At 39.1% G+C, this 23,177-nt stretch carries 14 protein-coding genes and 1 pseudogene; all 15 read right to left on the bottom strand.

The genetic code is table 11. The features are described 5' to 3' along the window. Positions 1–277: 277 nt before the first annotated feature. On the bottom strand, positions 278–823 hold the full coding sequence (locus O0550_RS10205; protein ID WP_101668171.1) for a DUF4241 domain-containing protein: 546 nt from the start codon (positions 821–823) through the stop codon (positions 278–280). Positions 824–1,377: 554 nt separating this feature from the next. Next, positions 1,378–1,863 carry a GAF domain-containing protein gene (locus O0550_RS10210; RefSeq protein WP_258426228.1) on the bottom strand — a complete coding sequence of 162 codons (486 nt, stop codon included), beginning with the start codon at positions 1,861–1,863 and terminating at the stop codon, positions 1,378–1,380. A 124-nt stretch (positions 1,864–1,987) separates the two neighbouring features. Beyond that, positions 1,988–2,161 (bottom strand): hypothetical protein, encoded by a 174-nt coding sequence (locus tag O0550_RS10215; RefSeq protein ID WP_176489375.1) that lies wholly within the window; start codon positions 2,159–2,161, stop codon positions 1,988–1,990. A 114-nt stretch (positions 2,162–2,275) separates the two neighbouring features. Beyond that, a complete protein-coding gene (locus O0550_RS10220) occupies positions 2,276–3,145 on the bottom strand; it encodes a GNAT family N-acetyltransferase (RefSeq protein ID WP_258426229.1) in 870 nt (289 codons plus the stop codon). A gap of 12 nt (positions 3,146–3,157) precedes the next feature. After that, on the bottom strand, positions 3,158–3,583 hold the full coding sequence (locus O0550_RS10225; RefSeq protein WP_003337385.1) for a MarR family winged helix-turn-helix transcriptional regulator: 426 nt from the start codon (positions 3,581–3,583) through the stop codon (positions 3,158–3,160). Between the two features lie 22 nt (positions 3,584–3,605). Beyond that, entirely contained in the window at positions 3,606–6,092 is a 2,487-nt protein-coding gene (locus tag O0550_RS10230; RefSeq protein ID WP_258426230.1) for an excinuclease ABC subunit UvrA, read from the bottom strand. Positions 6,093–6,293: 201 nt separating this feature from the next. Further along, positions 6,294–9,578 (bottom strand): collagenase, encoded by a 3,285-nt coding sequence (locus O0550_RS10235; protein WP_258426231.1) that lies wholly within the window; start codon positions 9,576–9,578, stop codon positions 6,294–6,296. Positions 9,579–9,942: 364 nt separating this feature from the next. Further along, positions 9,943–11,128, bottom strand: a pseudogene (locus O0550_RS10240) (IS3 family transposase). 103 nt (positions 11,129–11,231) lie between these two features. Then, the gene (locus O0550_RS10245) at positions 11,232–14,525 is read right to left on the bottom strand and encodes a CBM96 family carbohydrate-binding protein (RefSeq protein WP_258426232.1); all 3,294 of its coding nucleotides are present in this window, start codon (positions 14,523–14,525) and stop codon (positions 11,232–11,234) included. Between the two features lie 62 nt (positions 14,526–14,587). Further along, entirely contained in the window at positions 14,588–16,909 is a 2,322-nt protein-coding gene (locus O0550_RS10250; protein WP_258426233.1) for an RCC1 domain-containing protein, read from the bottom strand. A 13-nt stretch (positions 16,910–16,922) separates the two neighbouring features. Then, positions 16,923–18,647, bottom strand: a complete 1,725-nt coding sequence (locus O0550_RS10255) for a glycine-rich protein (RefSeq protein WP_258426234.1) — start codon at positions 18,645–18,647, stop codon at positions 16,923–16,925. A 162-nt stretch (positions 18,648–18,809) separates the two neighbouring features. After that, on the bottom strand, positions 18,810–20,987 hold the full coding sequence (locus tag O0550_RS10260; RefSeq protein WP_258426235.1) for a hypothetical protein: 2,178 nt from the start codon (positions 20,985–20,987) through the stop codon (positions 18,810–18,812). A 15-nt stretch (positions 20,988–21,002) separates the two neighbouring features. Beyond that, positions 21,003–21,611, bottom strand: coding sequence for a hypothetical protein (locus O0550_RS10265; RefSeq protein WP_050816503.1), 609 nt, complete (start codon positions 21,609–21,611; stop codon positions 21,003–21,005). A gap of 35 nt (positions 21,612–21,646) precedes the next feature. Beyond that, positions 21,647–22,147, bottom strand: a complete 501-nt coding sequence (locus tag O0550_RS10270) for a hypothetical protein (RefSeq protein WP_003342097.1) — start codon at positions 22,145–22,147, stop codon at positions 21,647–21,649. A gap of 191 nt (positions 22,148–22,338) precedes the next feature. Further along, positions 22,339–23,175 (bottom strand): hypothetical protein, encoded by an 837-nt coding sequence (locus tag O0550_RS10275; RefSeq protein WP_258426236.1) that lies wholly within the window; start codon positions 23,173–23,175, stop codon positions 22,339–22,341. Positions 23,176–23,177: the final 2 nt, after the last annotated feature.

Below are 23,177 nucleotides of genomic sequence, written 5' to 3' on the forward strand. Positions count from 1 at the left end.
AAAAAACCTTTTTGTTGCATGTCTATCCAAAGAGAGAAGACAACAAAAGGTGAGGTTACTATCTTATCATTCTTTGTATAGGTGCCGATATCTATAAATTTATCTAATTTGTATGTAAACTTTTTCTTCATGGGCTTCTCCTTTCATGGACGTATCCCTACCCCCCACTCTTCTATAAAGCTGACTTGACTTGAATGTATTTGATAACGAGAGCAGTAGTAGAAATATTGAAAAATAATGCAAAAAAGGAACCGTCCAGGTCCCTTTGGATGTCAGGCTACTTCTCGTCTTCCTCATCTTCCTCCTCTTCAAGTAAATCCTCTTCAGTAATAAATACGATCTGTACCGCTATTACTTTTCCTTCAGCATTTTTCGCGATAAATGCCTCATAGCCACCGTCGCCAAATCCTGAGCTAGATACGACACCACCATTAATCACTCCAGCTTGGAGTTCACTCAATGTCTGGTCGCAACAGGAAGAATACCATCTTTGCTCAGGCATGAATTTCGTTTCTCCAATTACAGACTCATCCACTCGATAGATTTGACGCTCAAAGATTCCTGCTTGACCACTGTCTACTCCTACAATAAAGTCACATACTTCCCAATTCGTCACCTGTTCAAGGTCAATTGACTCGTGATAAGCACATACTAAGGCACATCGCTCTCCCCAATCTCCTGTGTCTATTCGATCAATGACACCAATCCACGTACCGACTACCGCTTCCTCTACAACTCCTGAAATGCCTTGTTCATAATTATAACAAGGATCTGATACCACTAATGCTCCAGATGTAACTTGAAATGTCCCTAGATTAATCATTCCTCGTTTCCTCCTCAAAAGTGATCAACATATACTAGTAAAAAAGAAGAGATTCCCAAACAGGTTGGAGAAAAAATGATACGATCAGCAAAAAAATGAATTCAGATTTCCTGTTATTCATTATACAGGTTCTTTTTTCTTACAACATGAACCATTCGGTATATTTCAGCCTTTCTTAACATAGTGACAAGATACTTGAAACAGCCCCCAGCTTCCAACAGCTAGTAGTAATAAAATCCCACCAAACATTACTGCAATAAAAAAAATAGATAGCTGTGATACCTGACCAAACTTTCAAAGGCTTATATGTATGTCAATCCCCGCTATATACAGCACTCCGCCAATCACTGAGACAAAACAGCAAATGTACATTCCTAAAGAGAAGACAGCAAATACTGGCACTGCAACCAGACCCACTACACCTCTGCATAAATAATGAAAGGTCATAATACCCACTAATTGTTATGTAGCAAAAAGAAACCAAGCGCCCTTATTCGTGAGACGCCTGGTTGTTAGTCATTTCTATTCTGCTATCAATTCTTTTTTGTTCTATTCTACACACACTTTGCTACACGTAGGACAAATTCTTCTAAATACTTCTCGTCTGTTTCGTCAAAACGATCTGTAATCGGGCTATCGATATCGAGTACCCCAAAGATTTCTTCCCCTTTAAAAATAGGAATAACAATTTCAGAGCGAGATGCCGCATCGCAAGCAATATGGCCAGGGAAAGCATGGACATCTGCTACTCTCATCGTGCATCGTTTCGAAACTGCTGCTCCGCACACACCCCTCCCTGTTGGAATACGTGTGCAAGCCGGCAGTCCTTGGAATGGACCAAGAGTTAGTGAATCTTGCTCCTTTTCATATAGGTAGAACCCTACCCAGTTTACTTCCGTCAAAAATTGATTTAATAAAGCAGTTGCATTACTCAGATTAGCGAGCACATTGGGTTCCCCATCTACTAATGCATCTAGCTGTTTTATAAGAAGCTCATAGTTCTCTTGTTTATTGCCTGTATATCCCTCTGCTTGAAACATGGATGCCGTCACCTCACGATTTTAATAGCGAAATGAGATTGTCAGTTAGTACTCTCTCTTTTTCCTATTATAACGCTTTATCCTCCCATTAGAATTGAAATTGTATATCTTCTTACACTTTTATCTACTGATACACGATCTGCTTATCCCCAGCTATTATGATTAGCGAACCGGCTTTTATGAGTTTACCTTTGTGAGTGAAATCCTGCTTTGAAACGTTAGCCATAACCTTCAAATCAGCTCCGTAAGCTGTCATTTGAACTTGACGATCCGGGGACAAAATTTGATAGTCTGTCATTTGCGAGTAACAGCTTTTTCATTGCAGAATAAGTAGACCCTGACAGGAGAATGTCAGGGTCTTGTGTGTTCCTGCTATTGAAGCAAACGGGTGCTTCATTCGGATTGGAATGCTTCATCCAAATATCTGTGCTGCAATTCCGAATAATGTTTTGTTACGAGCAGGTAAATGATTTGCTTTTGTAATCATGATAGGTGGCTGATTCGCCTTTACAAACCCGCATGCTTCAAGATAATACATAAACGACTCATTGTCTGAGGGTACGTCAATTCTTACCTTACCTGAATGTTGCTTAGCTAATTGATTCACTATTGCGAATGCTATATCAGCATTCGGAGCGACGATAGGGCCAACTATGAGATTAATGGGCCCAAGTATAGATAAACCATAGCCTACTACCTGACCGTCAGGACTTTTCACAAGCACTGCCTCTTTTGCCTGATTATATCTATGGCGAAGAAAAGCTCCTCTCTCTACACCAAAGGCATCTCTATCTATTTTTATGACCTGTGGGAAATCTTCTATATGCATCGGCTGTATATGAGTTACTATATTCCTACTTGAAGGGGTAAAACGATAGGTTGAGCAAAGATATTTATGAACACAGTCTGTAGAATGAAAGCCCATCTTTTCATACATGGGTTTCCCATCCTCTGTAGCAATAAGCATAGCTGGCATATGATCAGGAATCGATTCTAAGCATTTTTGTGTAGCTTTTCTTCCTAGGCCCAATCCTCGATATTCCTGACTTACAATGACCATGCCAATAGAGGCTAGTTTCACGCCGTATGGAATAATGGCTGCACTTGAGACAATTCTCCCGTCTTTGTTTTTATGTCCATAAACGTTGCCAGATAACATAATGGTGTTGATTTCATTTTGGTCATAATCCCAACCTACCGAAGACGAGAGCTCTACTAATCCTGGAATATCAGACCCTTCAAATTTTGTTATCGGGGATATTACATTTTCTAGCCCATTCATAGGGTCAGTCACCTACTTTGCTTTATGATCAGTCAAATATGTATGCAACTTGGAACAAATTCGGCTAAAGGCTTCGATTTCTTCTTTTGAAAGTGCTTTTCCGATTAATTGAAGGATCTCCTTGCGTGAGTTTTCTGCTTTCCTGAGAAAATCCACTCCCGCTTCTGTCAAGACAATATGGTAATACCGCCTATCTGCTTGACTGCGTTGTTGTTCAATCAATCCTTTCTGCAAAAGCTTTTTGGTTAATTTTGAGATTCCTGATACCGTTATCCCTAGTGCGCTTGCCAGTTCATTTGTTGTTTTTGGACCTTGTGTTTGGACAAGCTCTAAAACATTGTACTGAGCAGACGTAATTCCCTCGATATTAAATTTATTATGACGGCTTACTATTTCACATTGAAACGGAATAAAGCTGTCTTCCAATGATTTTGTCAAAAAAGCACCTTCCTTCAAAGCTCTATAAATATGGTTTGATAACAGAATTCGGATTGGCCTTCAGTTGTTGAGGAGTTCCTTGAGCGATTACGCGCCCCCCGGCTTCCCCACCGCCTGGCCCCATCTCGATAATCCAATCAGCCTGACGGATCAAGCTCAAATGATGTTCGATGACAACAACACTGTTTCCTCTATCAACCAATTCATGGAGAACCCGAATGAGTTTATCCGTATCTCTTTCATGTAATCCCACTGAAGGTTCGTCTAAAATATACAGTGTGTTTCGTCCAGCAGCAGTAGCTAGCTCCGAGGCCAATTTGATTCTTTGTGCCTCTCCACCAGACAAGGTATTCGCTGGTTGACCCAATTTTATATATCCTAAGCCAATTTTATCTAAGTAGACAAGCTTTTGTTTGATTTTATCCATCTTCGAAAATAAAGCTAGTGCTTGCTTGACAGTCATCTCTAATACATCAGCAATGTTATATCCATCTATTTTTACTTGCAGTACTTTTTCATTATAACGCTTTCCCTCACAAGTAGGACAAACCAGATAGCGTGGGGACATAAAATGCATCTGTAGCTTTATTTTTCCAGTTCCTTTACAGTGCTCGCATCTACCTCCTGCCACATTAAAGGAAAAATCAGATGCTGTCATTTTTATACCCTGTTGGTGTGCTGTTTCTTTATAAGCCTGACGAATATCATCGAACACCTTGGTATAGGTAGCCGCATTAGAACGTTCGATTCTGCCCATTGAGGATTGATCGACTACTACTATTCGATTGATTTTTTCTCTCCCTTCCATGTTACGATCCCACTTCTTTAGCAGCTCATCAAAGAGTAACGTTGACTTTCCAGAGCCTGAAACACCGACAATAGCCGTCATCACATGTAATGGGATATGCACGTCCACATTCTTTAAATTATGGCTATTCGCTTGTTTAATTGGTAAGCCAGCCTGACATCTCCGCGTTGTTTGCCTGATCGCTTCTCTATTCTGTCTCAAACATTTACCTGTTACGGAGTTTCCTGTATTTTGTAACTCATCAGGTGTTCCCTGTACAACTAGAAAACCGCCTTCACTTCCCGCCTCAGGACCGATATCTACAACGTAATCTGCGTGCTTGACGAGCTCTAAATCATGCTCAATCACAATCACTGTATTACCGAGATCACGCAGTAATTGCAAGGAGGTGATCAATTTATCGGTATCTTGCGGATGTAGTCCTGTAGTCGGCTCGTCCAGCACGCAGACCATGCCAGTTAAATGAGAGTTTAACAGAGCTGACAGTCGTAATCTCTGTGTCTCACCACCTGATAGCGTCGTAAAAGTTCGATCGAGAGATAAATATCCTAATCCAACTTTACAAAGACTCTCGACTCTCTCCTTCAGATCTGCCAAAATAGGACGAACGGCTTCATAATTGGAGATAGACAAATGATTTTTCAAAGCATCAATCCATTCATTCAGCGTTTCGATTGATTTTGAAAAGAGCTGGTGGATAGGTGTGTTGTTCACTTTTACTTCTAGGCTAGCCTTCTTCAATCGAGTCCCTTGGCATTCGGGGCAGACTGCATGTTGTAGGAACGGCATGTACTCTTCTCTTTCAACGCTTTCATCTTGCTGTGATTCTTCAAAATAACGCCTCATCAGACTATTAACAGCACCCTCGTATTTACCTTCTTTCATATCTTTAGGTGCTGGTTTATCTGGTTTCAAGGCTCTGATTCGCTCATCCTCCGTACCATAGAAAAGCAGTGTTTTCATGTTCTCATCAAGCTCACCGATCGGAGTATGTAAATCCTCCTCTCGAAAAGGAATCCCATAGTAATTGGCCGCCCGGACAAGCAAAGGACCGAAATGCCAAACAAAGCCTTTCTTCCAAACCTTAATCCCGCCTTCTTTAATAGAAAGAGAAGCATCAAGAATCGTTTCAAAATTTGGTTCGACGATTTTCCCTAAGCCGAAGCATTTTGAACAAGCCCCGGCTAAGGTGTTAAAAGAAAAGTGGGCCATTGTAATATTTTCTACAGGCCTACGACAAAAAGGACAAGCATACACCTCCAAGACCTCATGACCGTTTTTAATTGTATGAACGGGAGACGAGCGCAAAATTGAATATTCTATTGTTTTGGCACAATGCGGACATGCCCTCTCTCCTATTGCCGTATACAGAAGCCGGAGGTATGTATAAATTTCACTGTAGGTTCCGACCGTTGACCGGGGATTTTTATTAAATTGCTTCTGACTCACACTAATAATGGGAGATAATCCATAAATTTCGTCATAATCAGGTCTCTGTACATGATCCGGTACTCTACCAGTTGCACCAATAAACTTTCGCTCTCCCTCCTGACACAAAATATCAAACAGTAAGGTAGATTTACCTGATCCAGATACACCTGTTACCACTGATAACTTATTTCTTGGAAATTTGACGCTAATATTCTTTAAATTATTTTGTCTGGCTCCCCGAATTTCAATCCAATCCCGTTTGTTGTTCATATGATCACCACACTTGAGTTAGTTAACAGTTGACACACTCAATTATATGGATCGAATTTCATGATGTAAAGTCTCCTCACTGCTAGATAAACATGAAAACCCCTTACAGCCACACTGTTCGATACCCATAGAAAGGATATCAATGCTTACTGTAAGGGGTGCATAATTATAAATATAATTGCTTCTTACTGCTTTATAATCCTACTTATTTACCGATACGGTATATGGGATTACCTCATCTTCATATTTATAGACAAATAGATAGTATAGACCAGGTTCGGCTGTATAAGTAGCGCTCATTCTTCCCTTATCAAGCTCTACTGGATACGAAACGGGGTTCTTCAAATCATCCTCATGGTAGAGCAACCAGTTAATTCCCTCTTTTTTCGTATGCTTCAGAATAATTTCTAAATCACTCTCTTTTTTCAGTTCAAAACGGTAGACATCTGCATTGTCGCCCTCATCTAGTATTCCTTTAACAGGTTCACCTAGCGGCAATGGACCATTCGCGTCTTCGAATCGATTGTTAGGCTCACTTTCTGCAAAATCCTTCGAGCCACCAGCCAGACTTACTTGATACTTGTAGGAAACGGGCTCCTGTGTTGTTAAATACACTTTAAGATAATATCGTCCTGGTTTTGCTTCAAGAGTCGTCATTAACTGATCGCCTTCGATTTGATTTGGATAGGCAATATAATTTTTCAGATCATCCTCGTGGAATAATTTCCACGCCACTCCTTGTCCATTCTTTACTTCTACTGAAACATCAATGTTATCAGTTTTTTTCACATCAAAATAGAATACATCATTTTGTTTCTTTTGGTTCAGCTCAGCCTTCAATTGTTTACCAAATGCTTCTAGCTTGCTGGCATTTTCGAAAGAATCATTAGAGTTATCTGACGGTTTATTCGCTTTTTCACTAATGGTTACTGTTGTCTTTTTGGTCACTTTTTGTTTAGCATCATCGGTTACCTGCAAGCTTATCTCGTAGGTTCCTGCTTCAGCATACACGTGTGTTGGATTCTCTTCTTGGCTTGTCTGACCATCGCCAAAATCCCATTGGTAAGACATAATCTTTCCGTCTTTATCGCGTGTTCCTTTACTACTAAACGAAACCGACTCAGCTACAACTCCTGTATATGGACCATTTATTTCTACTACAGGGGCTAGGTTCCCGCTATAGCTACCTTTTGGCAATTTGCCGTGGAACACTACATCATAGGAGAATCTTCCATCCTTCGTTATCTTATAATTCACAAAGTAAGCGGTTACGGTTTGATAACCATTCCATGACTTATTACTTAACTCTTTCAAGAAGTCATCTGTTACTTGATTCATTTTTTTCCAGTCTTGCTCTTCTCCTGCTGATCTGTCGCCAATATAGGTTCCGTGTAAGGTGAAGGTATTGAAAAATTCTGATTCGTGCTCTGCGGTCTCTATGTCACGCAAGCCTGTAACTTCGGAAATTTCCGCATAAATTTCTTCCTTCTGCTTTGGCTCCACATCCTTTAGATAATCATCCGATACCAGTGGCACATCCCAATCTTCATAATTTTGCACCAGCTCATCAATCGTCTGTTGATATGCGTCATTTACCCACTTGTCCCTACTCAACTGCTCAATATATCGATCAAATTGGGCCACGTCGTTTTTCATAATCGCATTATGAATGCGGTCCATCATTGGAAAATCGTTTTGGAACAAATGATACTGCATGGCAAATCCATAATTATAAAAATTCCAGGAACCATATTGAGCATGCAGAGTATCTGACACAGACATACGGCTAGAGCGATCATCATACCTTATGTTACCTACAACAGATTTGCGTGGATGAATGCCATCTGTTCTGGTAGCGCCGGCAAAAAATTCTGCCCCACCTTCTTCAAACCAAGGCAAGCGTCCATTTTGATACATCTCTCCTCGACCGAACAATCCTGGAACCACATATCGACCTTGTAAGTAATGGGTAAACTCATGACGGAACAATTCCTCTAGTGAATAAATGCTTTGCTCTGGGGTTCTGTCATAGGTAAAGAATGTCCCATCCCCTTCAATGTAAATTCCACCATTTTCCGTTTCATAACCGTATAAAGATTTGTTCATTCTGTATTCATCAGGGCTATTGTAAATGACCACAGTTAGCACATCATCAGGATTACCCTTTTCTAGCTCCTGGTCATTACCTACGACACGGTGAAATTGAGCTTTTACTTCTTTCGCAGCCCAATAAAGTCGCTGTAGCTGTTCCTCCGTTAGCTGATCCCCTGTACGGAAGATAAATTTTCCTCCATCAAATTCATAGCGATTTGGCAGATATTCCTTTTTCCCTTCTTCTTTTAATTGCTTCAGATCAATTTGGTTACCATAGTAATCCTTTTCATCATAGTGATAAGAAATCTGCTCTGCTGCCACAAAATACAATTCGCTAAGCTTTGGATACAAATGCATTGCTTCCGTCAAAATTTTATTACCTTTCTCCGGGGTACTGTGATAATGCCCCAAAGAACCGGTGTAATACAAACCGTTGCTCACTAGCCACGAAAGATCACTAGATGCCCGATCCTTGTGGGCGATGCGGAACATTTGTTCCAAGTAATTATCAATACTACCATTGAACGCTTTTTGATCCTCTGGTTCACGCACTTGCCACATGAGCACGTATCCAATTCCTTGAATTACAGAATAAAAGGAACTGCTCATCTCTCGATCTTTTCCATACTCATCAAAATGATCAATAAAGTCTGAAACTAGTCCAGTCATCTTTGTTATGATCTCAACATCTACCGTAGTGTTTGAGATAAGTTTCCCCGTAGAACCGATAACTTCCTGTTGTGTCTTAGTTCCCCATGCAAAATACTTGTTTGCCATAATGGTTTTAACAGCAGGTAGTACCTTTTCCTTATAATCTGACTGATCAAGGTATTTTAACTCTTTATGGTAGTAGCCCAGATAATAACCTGAACGTAAAACCTCTACCAATGTCGAAATTCCGCGTGCATCCTGATCAGTAAAGGATCTACCACTGTCCTGAAGGGCATTAATAACGGCCTGAACCCGATCGCGGTCTGAATAGAATTCAACTGAATCTGAATTAAATTTGAATAAATCAGGAATATTCTTCCATTCTATCTTACGTAAAACTTCTACTAGCTCGTCATAGCTAAGTCGATTTAAGTCCGACATACTGTACGTTTGTTGTTCAGCATGAGTTGCTTGAAGGGCTTGTCGCTTAGCTCGCTTGCTTTTTTTCTCTAGCTGGGAAAAAGTTTCAGTACGAAGCTCCTCTTCTCCCAGTGGAGTCACCTCAGCTCCGAGTACCCCTGCACATGTTTTGAACTGAGGTAAAGGAGGCTGCTTACTTAGTGAAAATACGGATTTGTTTGCTGTGTTTGTTGCTGCATTGGCAGGTGTAGGTAGCCATAATGCACCATTGGAGAGTAAAACTGCACTTGCCGTCATCATACTTAGCCACTTGTAATTCATTTTTTTAATCGACTCCTTTTTTAAATTGGAATTTTATTTCCATACAATAGTATCGGCCAAAAAACCAAAATTGGAAATATTCCCTAATGCCTATTTTTATCTAAATTGTGTCGAAATATAGAATATTGTTAACCAAATGATTGTTTTGCATAAAATGTTTATTGAAAATTCGAAAAATAAACTATATTCCCCTCCTTTATAGACTTTTCACTATCTGGATTACGTTTTTTCTTCAATCGAACCGAATCGGATTGTTCAATTCAATAGTTCCCTCATTTGATCTACTCTTTTAGATTAAATAAAAAAAGCCCTACTTATAATTGTTCTGGTCTTACCCCTGTCAAGTAGAAAGTATTAAAAAAGCCTAAGCAACTAGTGTGTTTCGGTATTCCACCGGAGCACACTGGTTTAATTTTTTGGGAATCGTTCATGGTTATAAAACCATATTTATTTTTCAATGGCTTGAAAGAGTTCTTCTTCTGTTTTACACTTAGAAAAGTACAATGTCTCGGTTTTGAGATGCGAAAAAAAGGATTCAATGCAGGCGTTATCAAGGCAGTTTCCTTTGCGAGAGTGGCTGCCATTTATGCCAAGTTTCATTTATTAGCTTATTGTACTGCTTAGACGTGTACTGGAAGCCCTGATCAGAAAGTAGGATCGCTTCCTGCACGTCTCTTTTTTTGCTCAGTTGTTCCAAGTATCCAATACGAGCTAAGTCATTTCGATGAGAAATCTTCCAACTAACAACTTCATTGTTATAGAGATCCTGGATGACTGAGAGATAGTAAAATCGACTTTGAAACGATACAAAGGTGATATCTGTTACATACAAGTGATTTGGCTTGTCCGTTTTAAACTTATCTTAAGTAAATTAGGATGAATAACAGATACTGTTTTACCAAAATAACGTCTCTTCTTTCGGATAATAGTCCGAAGGTTTAGCTCCTTCATCAGCCAATATACGCGTTTGTGATTCACATTCTATCCTTTCTTTCTTAAAGCAATTTGCATTCTTGGATATCCAAAGTATGGATGAGCTTGGTGGATCGTTATTAGATGTTCCTTCAGATTTTGATTCTGCTCCTGTCTTAATGATGCTTTTCCTTTTGTACTAAGCCATTTGTAGTAACCGGATCGAGACACTCTCGCAATTTCCACTAACCAAGTAAGGGGATATTTTTTACGTAACTCATTTATGATTAAAAACCGATTTACTTTCCATATCTTCCCCCCAGATGCAGATTCGGATTGCGCTTTTTTAGGTATTCTACCTGTGCTTTAAGATAATCTCGTTCTTCTTCCACAGTAGAAAATTTAGTTCGTGGACGTCCAATAAAAGGGTGGTTACCAGAACGGCTCTTCCCTCGTTTATCCATAAACCCTTCTCCGCTATTGAACTTTCGAACCCACTGCCTAACCTGAGTTGAACTTGGTATTCCTAATGCTTTAGTTATCGCTTTATAGGACATCCCTCTTTCTTGATACAAATTTACTGCCTTCAGCTTAAACTCCTCGGAATAACATTTGAATTTTTGACTTTTTTTAGCCATAGGAAAATCCCCTCCAAGTAGAGTGTACCACCCACCGTCAGGTGGGTGAGCTTTTTACACTGTCTACTCAAAGGGGATAATATCACTTAGTAGGGGCTTTTTATTACATGATGAAGAAATATCCGTAGTCGGTCTCAATGTCTATCGAACAAGGTAGTTCATTTTTTACGTTTACTTCTATCTCACCAAGAATTTTATTGGAATACCATACTTCAACCTTCGCAGGCAGGTTCCCACAGTGGGTTCTTTTAATAGTAATAGTTGCCCCTAGATTACTTGCTCTACCTACGAGAATGGAGCCATCAACATTGTCGTTACCTCTTCTAACAACATTGAGTTGAGAAACTAGATTACTATTTTCCTTGCGATTAATAATAATTGTGAAAGGTATGCCATTCGTATCTGTTGCGTTTATTACAAGAGAGCAAGGTAAGGTAGTATACCTTTTCACATTAATGGAGGACGGTAAACTCCTTCTTTCTCTTTGCTGAATAATAACGCTTGCTACTACTTCGTCTACAGAAAATACACCAATGTAAGATATTAGGTTAATGTCCCTTAGAAACCCAATAACTATCTGACCTTCCAAATGATTTTTATTTCTTACACCTAACGTTGAAACAAGTAAATGATTTACTGAAGGATGCAAGCTCGAAGGCATATTATCTCTGCCTATTCCTACAATCAGGTCCACTTTACCTAATGCCTCGTTGTAGCTAGCAACGGTTAGAACGGATTGCAGATAGCTCCTTACTGTAGCTATGTCTAATGCGGATTCAATATCATCCTTTAATCTTATCCGTACGGTTAGACTACTAGATGTTTCAGGATCACCGTATCCTAATACTCCGATTTGACCAGCTAAGTTTCCAGACACGACTCTAAGAGAACACTCCATTGCGTTTTTATACCAGATATCAATGGAACCTTTAATGGAATTGCTTATTCGTATACGTTGCTGAAATACATCTATTCTAGAAGGTAACGCACTTCTCGACACACACAAATTACTATTTAAAATGGAGTGATGGAAAGGTCTCACAGTAAGTACTGAATTTATGTCGTTGAGAGAAAGTACTTCCAAGCTTGACAGGATGCTGTTCTTTGTTACTCTCAGAATACCGGGGTAATCTTCCTTTTGCATGGAAGATAGGATCGAAATATTGCAGTGATAATCAATTTTATCGACAACCTTGATCGTTACGCTTGAAGGCAAAGATTTCCTGTTAACAAATATTTCGGATGGAAGACATTTGCTGATAATTGGTCTTTGTGTCCGAAGTGTCGAAATCATGTCCAACTTATCTGCAATGGTAACGAAAATAGAGGATTCCATTACTCCTTTTGAAACTAACAGACTGGAAGGTACCTCATAGATTATCGGATACATTACCCTAATACCTCCATCAATCTGAGAACGGTCTTTTACTCTCATGGAAGATGCTAGGTTGGGCTGACTTATAAAGATAGCCCCGTCAAAGTCGTCAAAGTCTTTTAGTGAAACCTCCAATGATGAATGAAGGTTGTTACCTGTGCTTTTTCTTACATGGACATCACCTGCCAAGTTTGGACAGCTAACAATGATTTTTGAGTCCAAGAATTTTCTTCTCTCAACTTTAACACTACCACCGATGTCTGAAATCGGTCTTCTGATAATTCTCCAAGTGATAACTGGCTTAGGATCTATGTACTCCAGACCATCTAAAACCTGTTCAGCACGATTAATGGTTGCTTGAAACTCATTTGATTGTAAAGACTCCCATTTTCCTTGCTTATTGATGGAAAGCATAGGTGGGAAACTACCCACTTTATCTCTGATACCGTAAGTCAGTAGTTTTATGTTACTGGTCAAATCACCTGAAGTTCCTGGGGATACACCCTCGTAAATGATTACGTTCAATCCCTGATGTAAATCAATATCAAGAAAATCGGAGTCCGTAGAATTCCCGTAAGACTTAAGGTTCCAATTCTGCTTGATAAGTCTAACGTTACCATCTGGGGTCTGTAAGTAAACATTAACCCTTTCATTATCCTCTGTAGTGGTATCCCAAGCATATAAGGATATTCCAGCTGCTTCAGTAGATAATGTATCTAATGGAGGTAGTACTTTGAGCGTAGCAGAGATATCGTTTGGTGTAAGCAGACTTTTAACTTGAAGAGTACTATCAATGTTTGCTCTAGACGTGCTAGGTATTGTCAGAGAATGGTGCAATAGCTCCAATGCTGGTTTTTGAGATGACTCTCTGGAGAAGAATGAGTAATATATCTGATTTGTCTCATTTTCTGCTACAACGTAAAAGCTATAATTGGTCTTACCTAGCTTTCTCTGTTGATTAAGCCATACAGTTATATCAAAGGTGATACTACCTGTATGAATAGTGTGAACGTCCGTAATGAGCTCTTGTTTATCTCGTTGATTCATCCACGTAACGCCATATTCTGTCCAGTCATTGGATGTAGCATATAGTCTAAGCTTCGTGTTCGGTTCTCTTCCCTCTGTGATGTAAAATCTAAGGAGTGCAGACTCTACCTCATGATCTGTTGGTATTACGGATGAATTAAAACCTAGAATTGATCGGTATCTGGCCGTACCCAAACCTACAACTAGGGTTTGCTCTCCACCATAGTTAAGCAAAGGAACCTTTTCACTAACGAAAGCATCACGTACCGGATGTAATTCCGTTGTTTGCTTGGGTTGTTCCGTAATATCCATGATTCCGTACAGTTTGTTACTTCTATTAATTAGGACGGCAGCAGGGATCTCGTGATTTAGAATTACCCCGATAGTTCCTTGTAAATCATTATCGTCTGTCGGGATAACAGTTGCAGTGCCATACATTTTATTTCCAGAGCGAACCAGCATTGAGGACTTGATATTATCGGTAGCATGGATTGTCAGGCTGCCTTGCAGGTTACTGCGATATACCCCGTCAATAGCTATTTCAGAGGTCATTTTATTTTGGCTTCTGATACCCAAGCTAGAGGCTATCTCACCGTAGTGGATAATGGACAAAGCACTATCTATGGTAGATGTACCTACTCCCACAACCTCTATTTTTGCTTCCATTTTATTTTTGTCTCTAATTGCTAGCACGGATTCTAGTGTATCTTTTGGTGAACGAATATAAAGACTACTATTCTTACATTCTTGATAAATTCTAGCTACCTCGGTCTTCCCGAAAAGGATGTTCTCCGTAGCAATGCTAATAGAAGATAATAGTTCATTTGTTCCTGTACATGTAACTTTAATGCTACTTAGAACATCATTTACTTTCTCTCCTATTATATTAACAGTACCGCTCATCTCTAGAGCACTACTAATGCTAATAGCTGAGTATAAATCAACCTGATCTTGATCAGTATCCATTTCAATGTTTTCTATATTATTATTAGACAAATTCCCACCTCCATTACTCTGACTCTAAAAAAAGAACCCCTATACTATTATAGGGGAGTTGGTTATTGTTCGATCACAGGCTCGGCTTTGACCGCTATATTAAATTTTCCACTGGAGTTTGATTTTTTTTTCGTAACGATTCGAACATAGAAATCGATTTTTTCATCATGGTTTGTCAGCCCTGAGAATACTAGTCTATCCTTTCCAACAAACGGGGAATCAAATCTGCTTATTTCCACTCTAGTGTTGACTCCATCGAAGTCTCCTTGATCAACAGTTATGGTGATATCGTTTACTGGGAACCCTAAAGTATTCTTTACCCATACTCTTTCTGCTGGAGTTGTTTGTCCCGATATTACATCTCCAAAATCAAGGTACTTCAATAGTTCGCCGATCTCTGTTGTATACAGTGTCTCTTCGGCATCACAGAATAATAGACCAGAATGAACTCCTGTAAATCTTATGTCTTTTGAAAATGTTCCACCAATCTCGTCTAAAGCCTCAATTTTTAGTACATTTTCTTCTCCAACATTGATTAGTGTTCTGTGGAAGGATTGATTTAGCATTACAGGTGTATTCATTAGATTAGTGTAGCCGTTAGCTGGTATTACTTGCTTATTGTTTAAATACATTTTATATCTTATTCTGTCTCCGTCTTCATCTGTTATTTTTGCAGATAGGAAGGAGCCTTTTATTGTGGCTGCAATCATCGGTGGATTGTTTATTTTAGTTACTTCTGTGGTATAGGTACTCGCTCCACCTACCTCATCAACCACTTCTATCCTTACTGTATTTTTACCTATTAATAACTCATTGTTACTAAATCTAATAGAAACGTTAGCTGGAGGATTGACTAAAGGTGTATATTCGCTGGCTGGGTAGTATTGCTTCTCATTTAGGAATACCTTATACCTGACTTTATCCTCATCTTCATCGATTAAAGTCGCATTAAACGTAACATCTTGCTCATGAACCTCTGTGGCAGATAGTTGAGGGTTAATTATCTGTGGAACCTTATTTACTAGTGTTACGTATCCAGGGTGTATGATCGTGTAACCTTTAGAGTCTCTAATGGCTAGTGTTACTATATTTTCTCCAGCATCGAAGTAACTGGTCGGAAAAGTTTTTTCAAGATCCAATGGATTATTTTTTAAAGAAGTCCAACCAGAATCAGGATATTTTTGAACACCATTGACTAGAATCTTGTACTGCATTTGTAGATTATCATCATGTACAGCTTTGGCAGTCAACTTGAATGGTTTTTTTTTTATTTGATTAATCATATTTATTTCTGATAAATTTATTATTTGTGTTACGTTATTGAGTAGTCTACATACTTTGCTATATTGTATGGGTTTAAGATTCGAATTGATTTGGCTATTTGTACCCAAAGCACCAGCGTTACTTCTGCCTGCACCATACACATAACGATTAGTAGTTGGCGATATAAGTAAGTGATTGGAACCTCCACCAACGAGTACGGCCGTACCTACCTCAACTAGGGAAGGGTATGTATTATTTGTCCTTCCCTGTCCTAATTGACCATATTGTGAATCTCCACATCCCCATAGTTTAAGGTCATTTTTCTGGAAATATGCTGTATTTTCTAAAGCAAAGATAGACTTTACACTATCAGTAACGTATACAAATTCTGTAAAATTCATTCTGGAGCCTACCCCGTTGGTATTCCCCATTTGCCCATAATAATTAGAACCACAAGCGTATGCCTTCCCATCCTCTTTTACAATATATGAGTTTTTATATGAAGCAAATGCTTGCTTAACATCCGTAGCTATTAATGTCCAGATCGGTACATTTGATGGACTACTTAATGCTAACTGCCCGGCGTCATTTTCTCCACACCCATACAAATCACCATTGCCTTTTACTACCAAAGAGAATCCATTGCCTGTTGAGGCTCCTTTAACTCCTCTCATCAACATCATAGGCTTGTAAGCAGAAACCGACTTAACTCCCTGCTGATTATTTCCATTGTAACCAAATCCATATAGATCACCATTAGTTTTGATTGCAAATGAGGTATAAGCTCCTGCTGATATTTCGACCACATCATCCATAACGAATTTCAGGTTATAGTTGTAGTTGTTCGTTTGATAATTATCAAGCACACCTAACTGTCCATAGTCATTAAGCCCAGCTGAATATAGCTTACCTTCTGCTGTCAGAAACAATGTGTGATGATTACCAGACGCTACTTTTACTGTATTCATTAGGAGTGAATGCCCAACCTCCACTGGGATACGATATCCATTATTTTTTCCTAAATCTGTCCCATGCGCTAATTGCCCATAATAATTAGAACCTAAGACCATTGGAAGGTTACTACCTTCTACTACATAAACGGTATGAGAACCTCGAGGCATAAATATTCCTCCTTTATATTGGGTCTGCTGATACCCATATATCAAATTTTCCCCCACCAACAGCGTCATCTGTGGTCTTCACCCTAACGTAAAAAGGGATTGTCTGATTATGATGCATCCAATAATCTTTCCCAAAGTTTATCTCGTCAGAAGGCTCAAATGGTTCTTTTGTTTTGCTTAACTCTATTTTTTCTGACACAGGGTGCAAGTCTCTTTGATCTACCCATAACTTAGGACTCTTCATCGGTATTCCTGTAGTGTTCTTCAAAAATACCTCATAGACTACAGGTTCACTTCCTGCTATTACCCTTCCCATATCTAAGTATTTCAGCACTTCTCCCAGATCAGTAGAATAAAATTCTCCCTCTTTGGTAGTGAACATCATTCCAGCATAACTCATAGTAGCTGTAATTTCTTTGGTGCTTAAAGTGCCGACTGAATCCATTGCCTCTATCAATACTATATTTGGCTGACCAATTTTTATAAGAGTTTTAGGAATACCGTATTCAATTAATACTGGTGTATCAATTAGTTTGGTAAACTCTTTGTAAGGAAATAACTGCTTTCCATTAAATACGATTCTGTATCTTACCTTATCGTTGTCCTCATCAGTTATCTTTGCCCTCAGATAGCTTCCCTCAATAACCTCCTCAATAATTAGAGGATTGCTGTTCTGTTTAACTATTTCAATTTTTTTTGTACTTTTTACTCCTGCCGTGTTAATTGCAACTATAGTAATAATATTTTTTCCTATGATTAAATCAATGTTGCTAATCATATAAGATACACGAAATGGAGACTTTACTAGTTCAGAAGAGCCGCTGGATGGTTCCTTCTGGATATCATTTACGAGTACTTGATAATTCATTAGCAGATCTTGAGGATCGTCAAGAGTGAAAACTAATTTCACATTTTCTGCATGTACGATGGTTGGTTCTATTACGGCTGTGATTTTTGGAGATGTTGGTTTGATAAATATAATTTCAATTTTTCCATGCCCATCATTGACTCCTGATTGCCTTATCTGATTATGACCTGAGTTGTAAGAGGATCCCCCCAAACCGCCACTGACTCCTTCACCACCGTTACCTCCAGTGTAGCCTCCTCCACCGCCTCCTGCATCGTAAGGTAGACCACCACCTCCAAAGCCACCCCAGTAGGTTCCTTGGGTTCCTCCTGTTCCTCCATTAAGAAAGCTAAGCGGAGACTGTGCTATGGATGGTTCAGCATCACCAATAAATCCAGAACCACCACTATTGTAAGTGCCCTCTAATCCTATACCACCTTCACCATTACCTGTGGTTTCCCCGTTACCTGTACCTCCGCTATAGTTACCTCCGTCGTCTCCGGCACCACCACCTCCTCCAGCAATTACTAGTGGTGTTACGCTTACATTCAAAGGCTTAAAAATATAGCTAGAGTTATTATCCTGCTTAACAGCGAAGGAGCCCCCCCCTCCTCCTCCTCCGAAGTCGCTAAAGGGTTTATCTAATCCCATATGACCTACTAATAGATGAATTATATCTCCTTCATCTAAATTAAACTCTCCAGATACGAATGCTCCCTGTCCTCCTAAGTTACCCCCTACATTACCGCCTCTAGCTCCGGAAGCACTTATTTTATAAATTCCTCCCCTAGGTACAATAAACTTCTGCAGATTACCTGTTATACCAGTATCGGTATTGAAAAAATCCATCTTGAATCCTTCAGGAATATCTTTTTCATTAATAAACACCATACCAACCTCCACCTGTTCCAGCACAATTATAATTACCAAAACCTGCCTATCCCGTTTGACCCACAATTCTTAAACTTTAATATTCCCGAAATCTTTGCTACTTTAAACGTACCTCTCTAATAATGATAAAAACCTGGGCTGTTAATACGTGTTCAAGCTTGTTTATAAGTTGGTGAGTGATGGCTTACCGTATACTTTTAATTTAAACACTCCTCCACCAGCCGCATTATCATTGCATACAATCCTAAAAAAGAATGACTGTACTTGTTTTGGCTGTAACGGCTCTGGAAAAGAAACATATTCTACTGGAGTAAAGGGGCTATTATGTTGACTCAGTTCTATTTTTTCTGTAATAGGATCTAAGTCTCCTTGAATGGCTGTAACTGTTACCCCATGCATTAGATACCCTGTTGTATTTTCAATCCAAACCTGATAGATAGGAGATGTTTCGCCTGATTTTAAGCTTCCTACATCTAAATATTTTAATAACTCGCCAGTATCTGTTGTGTAATAGCTACCAGTTTTATCCCTAAACATGAGACCTGACATTTCGATTGATGATGTTACTTCTTGCTTTACAATATCCCCCGCTGCGTCCTGCACTGAGACTGATACGGTGTTTTCCTGACCAAGTTTAATCATTTGTTTAGGAATATCTACACTTGTCTCGAAAGGAACTTCGTAGTAGGGAGACATACCACTAACAGGCAAGAAACTATTACCGTTAATTGATACGCTAAATCTTACCTTATCGTTATCGTTATCTGTCGCACTAACGAATACAGTTTGACCTTTAACACTTAATTCGATGTTAGGTTTGGTATTTGTTTTTACAACAGTAATTGTGCTTACCGATACATTTTTGTTGTCTTTGAAATTATCTTTTACTTCTATCTTGATAGTATTGTTACCGATTTTTAGATCACTTGGTTTTAGCATAAATCTAATATGTAGCGGAGTTGTGTATATGGCGTCTGACCAGTCAGCGTGTACTTTTTCGTTTACAGTTACCCTATAGCTCATGTAGTCGCCTGCTTCAGTTTCAGCAGTAGCATGCACCCAGACTAGATCGGAGTGAGTAGTACTGGGATTAGCTTCTGACTTCGCTATGACAGGATCGGTGTTTACCACATTTACATATACGTCCTTACTCACTATTATGCCTTGTCCGTTATCAGCTTCAATTGTTACCTTATTTGTTCCAACTTTATTAAAATACAAGTTAGAAATCCCATTAATTGTTGCGGTATAAGGTGTTTGCTGAATATCAGTAAAATCTGAGTCTGTTGGATACACTTTTACACCGTTCACCAAAATACGAAATTTAGTTTGATCTCCTAGACCGTCAACGTCTTCTTGCTTTATAAATTTAATAGTAAGATTAACATTTTGGTGGTGAATATTATCGTTAAAGTTTATGTGCCCTATCAATGTAAGGAATACAGTTTTGTATTGTATTATCGCCTGACTATTAGTAATTGTACTCATTAAAAAAGCAATGTCACTTCTAGGGTTTAATTGTAAACAACCATAATCTTGATCAAATACGTTTAACCCATGCGATCTTAATTCAGAGGTAAGTAACGAACCTAAATATTTACCTGAATCGAAATCATATGCAAACAGTGCCTCATCAACCGGTTTAGTTGGGGATGCGCTTGAAGGCATGTATACGACTCCATTTTTAATTAACATCCCCGTACCTACATATGAGTCGATAAGCTTGTTTCTTACATCTTCTGTGATGTCTAACTTTACAATCTTCACCATAGGTAGTGTAGGATTTGTTACGTTCCACGAATAAATAAAATCATCAACACTGCTGTAAAAATATAAAGTTTCATCCCCATCCCAACAACCACGATTATAATCACCGCCTATAGTCGGGGCTACATTAAACTCGTCCTCTTTAGTTTGCATTGGAGGATACTCACCTGTTATATCCCATCGATATAATACTTTTTTTGATCTACTCCACCCGACTAAATACTCTGTGTTTCTATCACTTGCTGTATAAAAAGCAAATCCACCTGTGACTCTTGACGCTATAGGATCATTTTTTGGATCTGGTTGTACGTCCTTCAAATTGCTACGATTTTCAACCCAAGTGTTACCACCTATGTATTCACCTATTGTTCCATCGGGGTTTCTATCAAACCGACTAACAAATCCACCGAAACCGTTTTCTCCGGCATAAATAAGTGGCTTAATAGGGAATGGGGTAGTTGCAACTTTTGTTAGACTTCGTGCTATGAATGTATTATTTTTTGTATGGGATCTTGCCAATCCAGCGTTATCTAAAAATACCAGCCCATGAAAATTCAAAGGAGTTACTGTCATTTATACTCCCTCCTCTCAATGGTTGATTAAATGATTAATTTCTCCCACAATTCCTCTTTTTAAAGGAGCATCTATCTCAAATTCTTTTCTATCATTCGCTCGCATAAGAACTAATTTTCCCTGTAAGTTTTTATTAGCCATCAATGCTATGTTAAAGTACATCTGTCCGTTATTAGGTACCTTTACCAGCACTCTTAACGTAAATTTAACATTATTCACTTTCTTAACTACAGAATAGCCAACATTATATTGTACAATGCTTGTTGAAATCTTCCCGCTACCAAGTAGGTCTCCAGTGGCTTCTGCATCTTTAAAGGTGATAATGTCTTTGATCTTTTCTAGATCTCCTGTTAGTTGATATTCAACATCATCTACAACATAGCTTAACGAGTACCCTTTACCTTTAACATTAAAGAGGCCATTTGATTCAAAGAATATTTTTGATCCATTCCCTACAATTCCAAATCTATTCAACTGATCTATTTTTATATCATAAAAGCTATTCTCTTCCTTAGTCTCAAAATCAAACTCTGCTAGGTGAGTGCCGTCATAGTACTCACTCACCCATACAAAGTTTTGACTAGTGGGAGACATCGCATTTGTTGACCCGAAAAAACTTCTCACTGGTACTTCTCCCCCATTATTTTGTTTCGAATGAATTACACGTATTGATAGGAAACACGCGTTAGAAAGTTGATCAATCCTGCTGTTGCTTCAGTAGGCACATTTGCACGCAGCTTTAGCATACAGAAATTTCCTTGTGATGCTGGTGTATTGTGATTACCATCATTTGCAGTACCTTTGATTGTCTTATCTGGAGTTCCAGCAGCATGTCCTCTAATTTCTTTTGTTGTGCTTCCACCGATAGCTGTCCATGTATTCCCCGTTTCTCCTAGGGATGTTACCTGTGTCTCAATCCATTTACCAAATACTAGTTCATTCGTGACGTTTTGTGCGTCCCCGCCATTTCCACCACCGATATCCTTAGTAGTAATGGAGCAGTTTGTCATGTCGGAAACGTCTGTATCTTTTCCGCGGTTATTCCAAATTAAAACCGAAAACTCCGCTGACAAGTCACCTGCATCGACTGTGCCGATATCCCATTTATTTATTTGTGTTGTATTATCTACTGAATACCATGATACTTCTGGTGCTGGCATATTAATTGCCTCCTTATATGAAAAAATGTAGCTACCTACTGTAATAGCTAGCTACATACAATATAAGTAGAGAGGCTACTAACATAACCGATAAACTGTAGACATGAAAAAGCCGACTGATTCCCTATTCCTTAGGTATCCAGCCGGCTAATTCTATTGATGTGTTTTCTTAAATATGGGGGAGTAAAATGCTAGACGAGAGTAACTACGATCTCGAGCACAACGCCTTCTATTCCTTTTCCTAATTCGGCCACATGAACTCTAAAATGGTCGCCCATTGATACATGAGGGTCTTTGAGAGTGTATGGGCTAAGTGATGTTTTCGTTGATCTGCTATTCGCATCGAAGACGAGATTGTTCTTAAATATGTTTGTCCATTCCTGTCCAGCATCGTAGGAGTCCTGGGAGCATTTTTCTACCTGCAGTACTGTTCTTTCGGTCCCAGCCTTTGCACATGATGCATAGACTTCCGATATGGTTCCAGCATATGGGAATCTCATATCTAGCTTAAACAGTCCAGGAGTTACTCGATTCATTGCGACTACCATCGTCTTCGTTTCCATGCGTCGTTCCATATCGTCCAATCTATCATCTAAGGATCGATGAGGAGTGTCTGTGTCCCTGTACTGTCTTGCCTTCCACACTTCCTCTTCTAAGAGCTTCAAGCGAAGACCTGCCACCTCTCCACCGCATCGTGAATATTCAGGCTTCCAGATTCGAATGAATATTTCATCACCTAGAACCAATTGTATTGGCTTTCCTGTTGAGGGATGTCCTTCTGGATAAATTCCCAGCATTAATCTAATCGTGAAAGGGTCGACTTCCTCATAGCCAATTCCTTCAGTCAATCTATGTCCGTTAAAAAAAACATCTAATTGCTTCGTGTCAAGTCTGTATTCGTGCTTGAGTGTAATAGATAATCCATTTCCTTTGTCCAAGTAATCTCGGTCAACAATGATCTCTTGTTCATTCCAATACATGACCTCGTTACCGTAACGTTTAAGCGTCATTTTTGTTCCCTGAGCCATCT

Origin of the sequence: Brevibacillus halotolerans (assembly GCF_026891775.1) — a bacterium.
In the GTDB taxonomy this organism is placed as follows: Bacteria; Bacillota; Bacilli; order Brevibacillales; family Brevibacillaceae; genus Brevibacillus_B; species Brevibacillus_B halotolerans.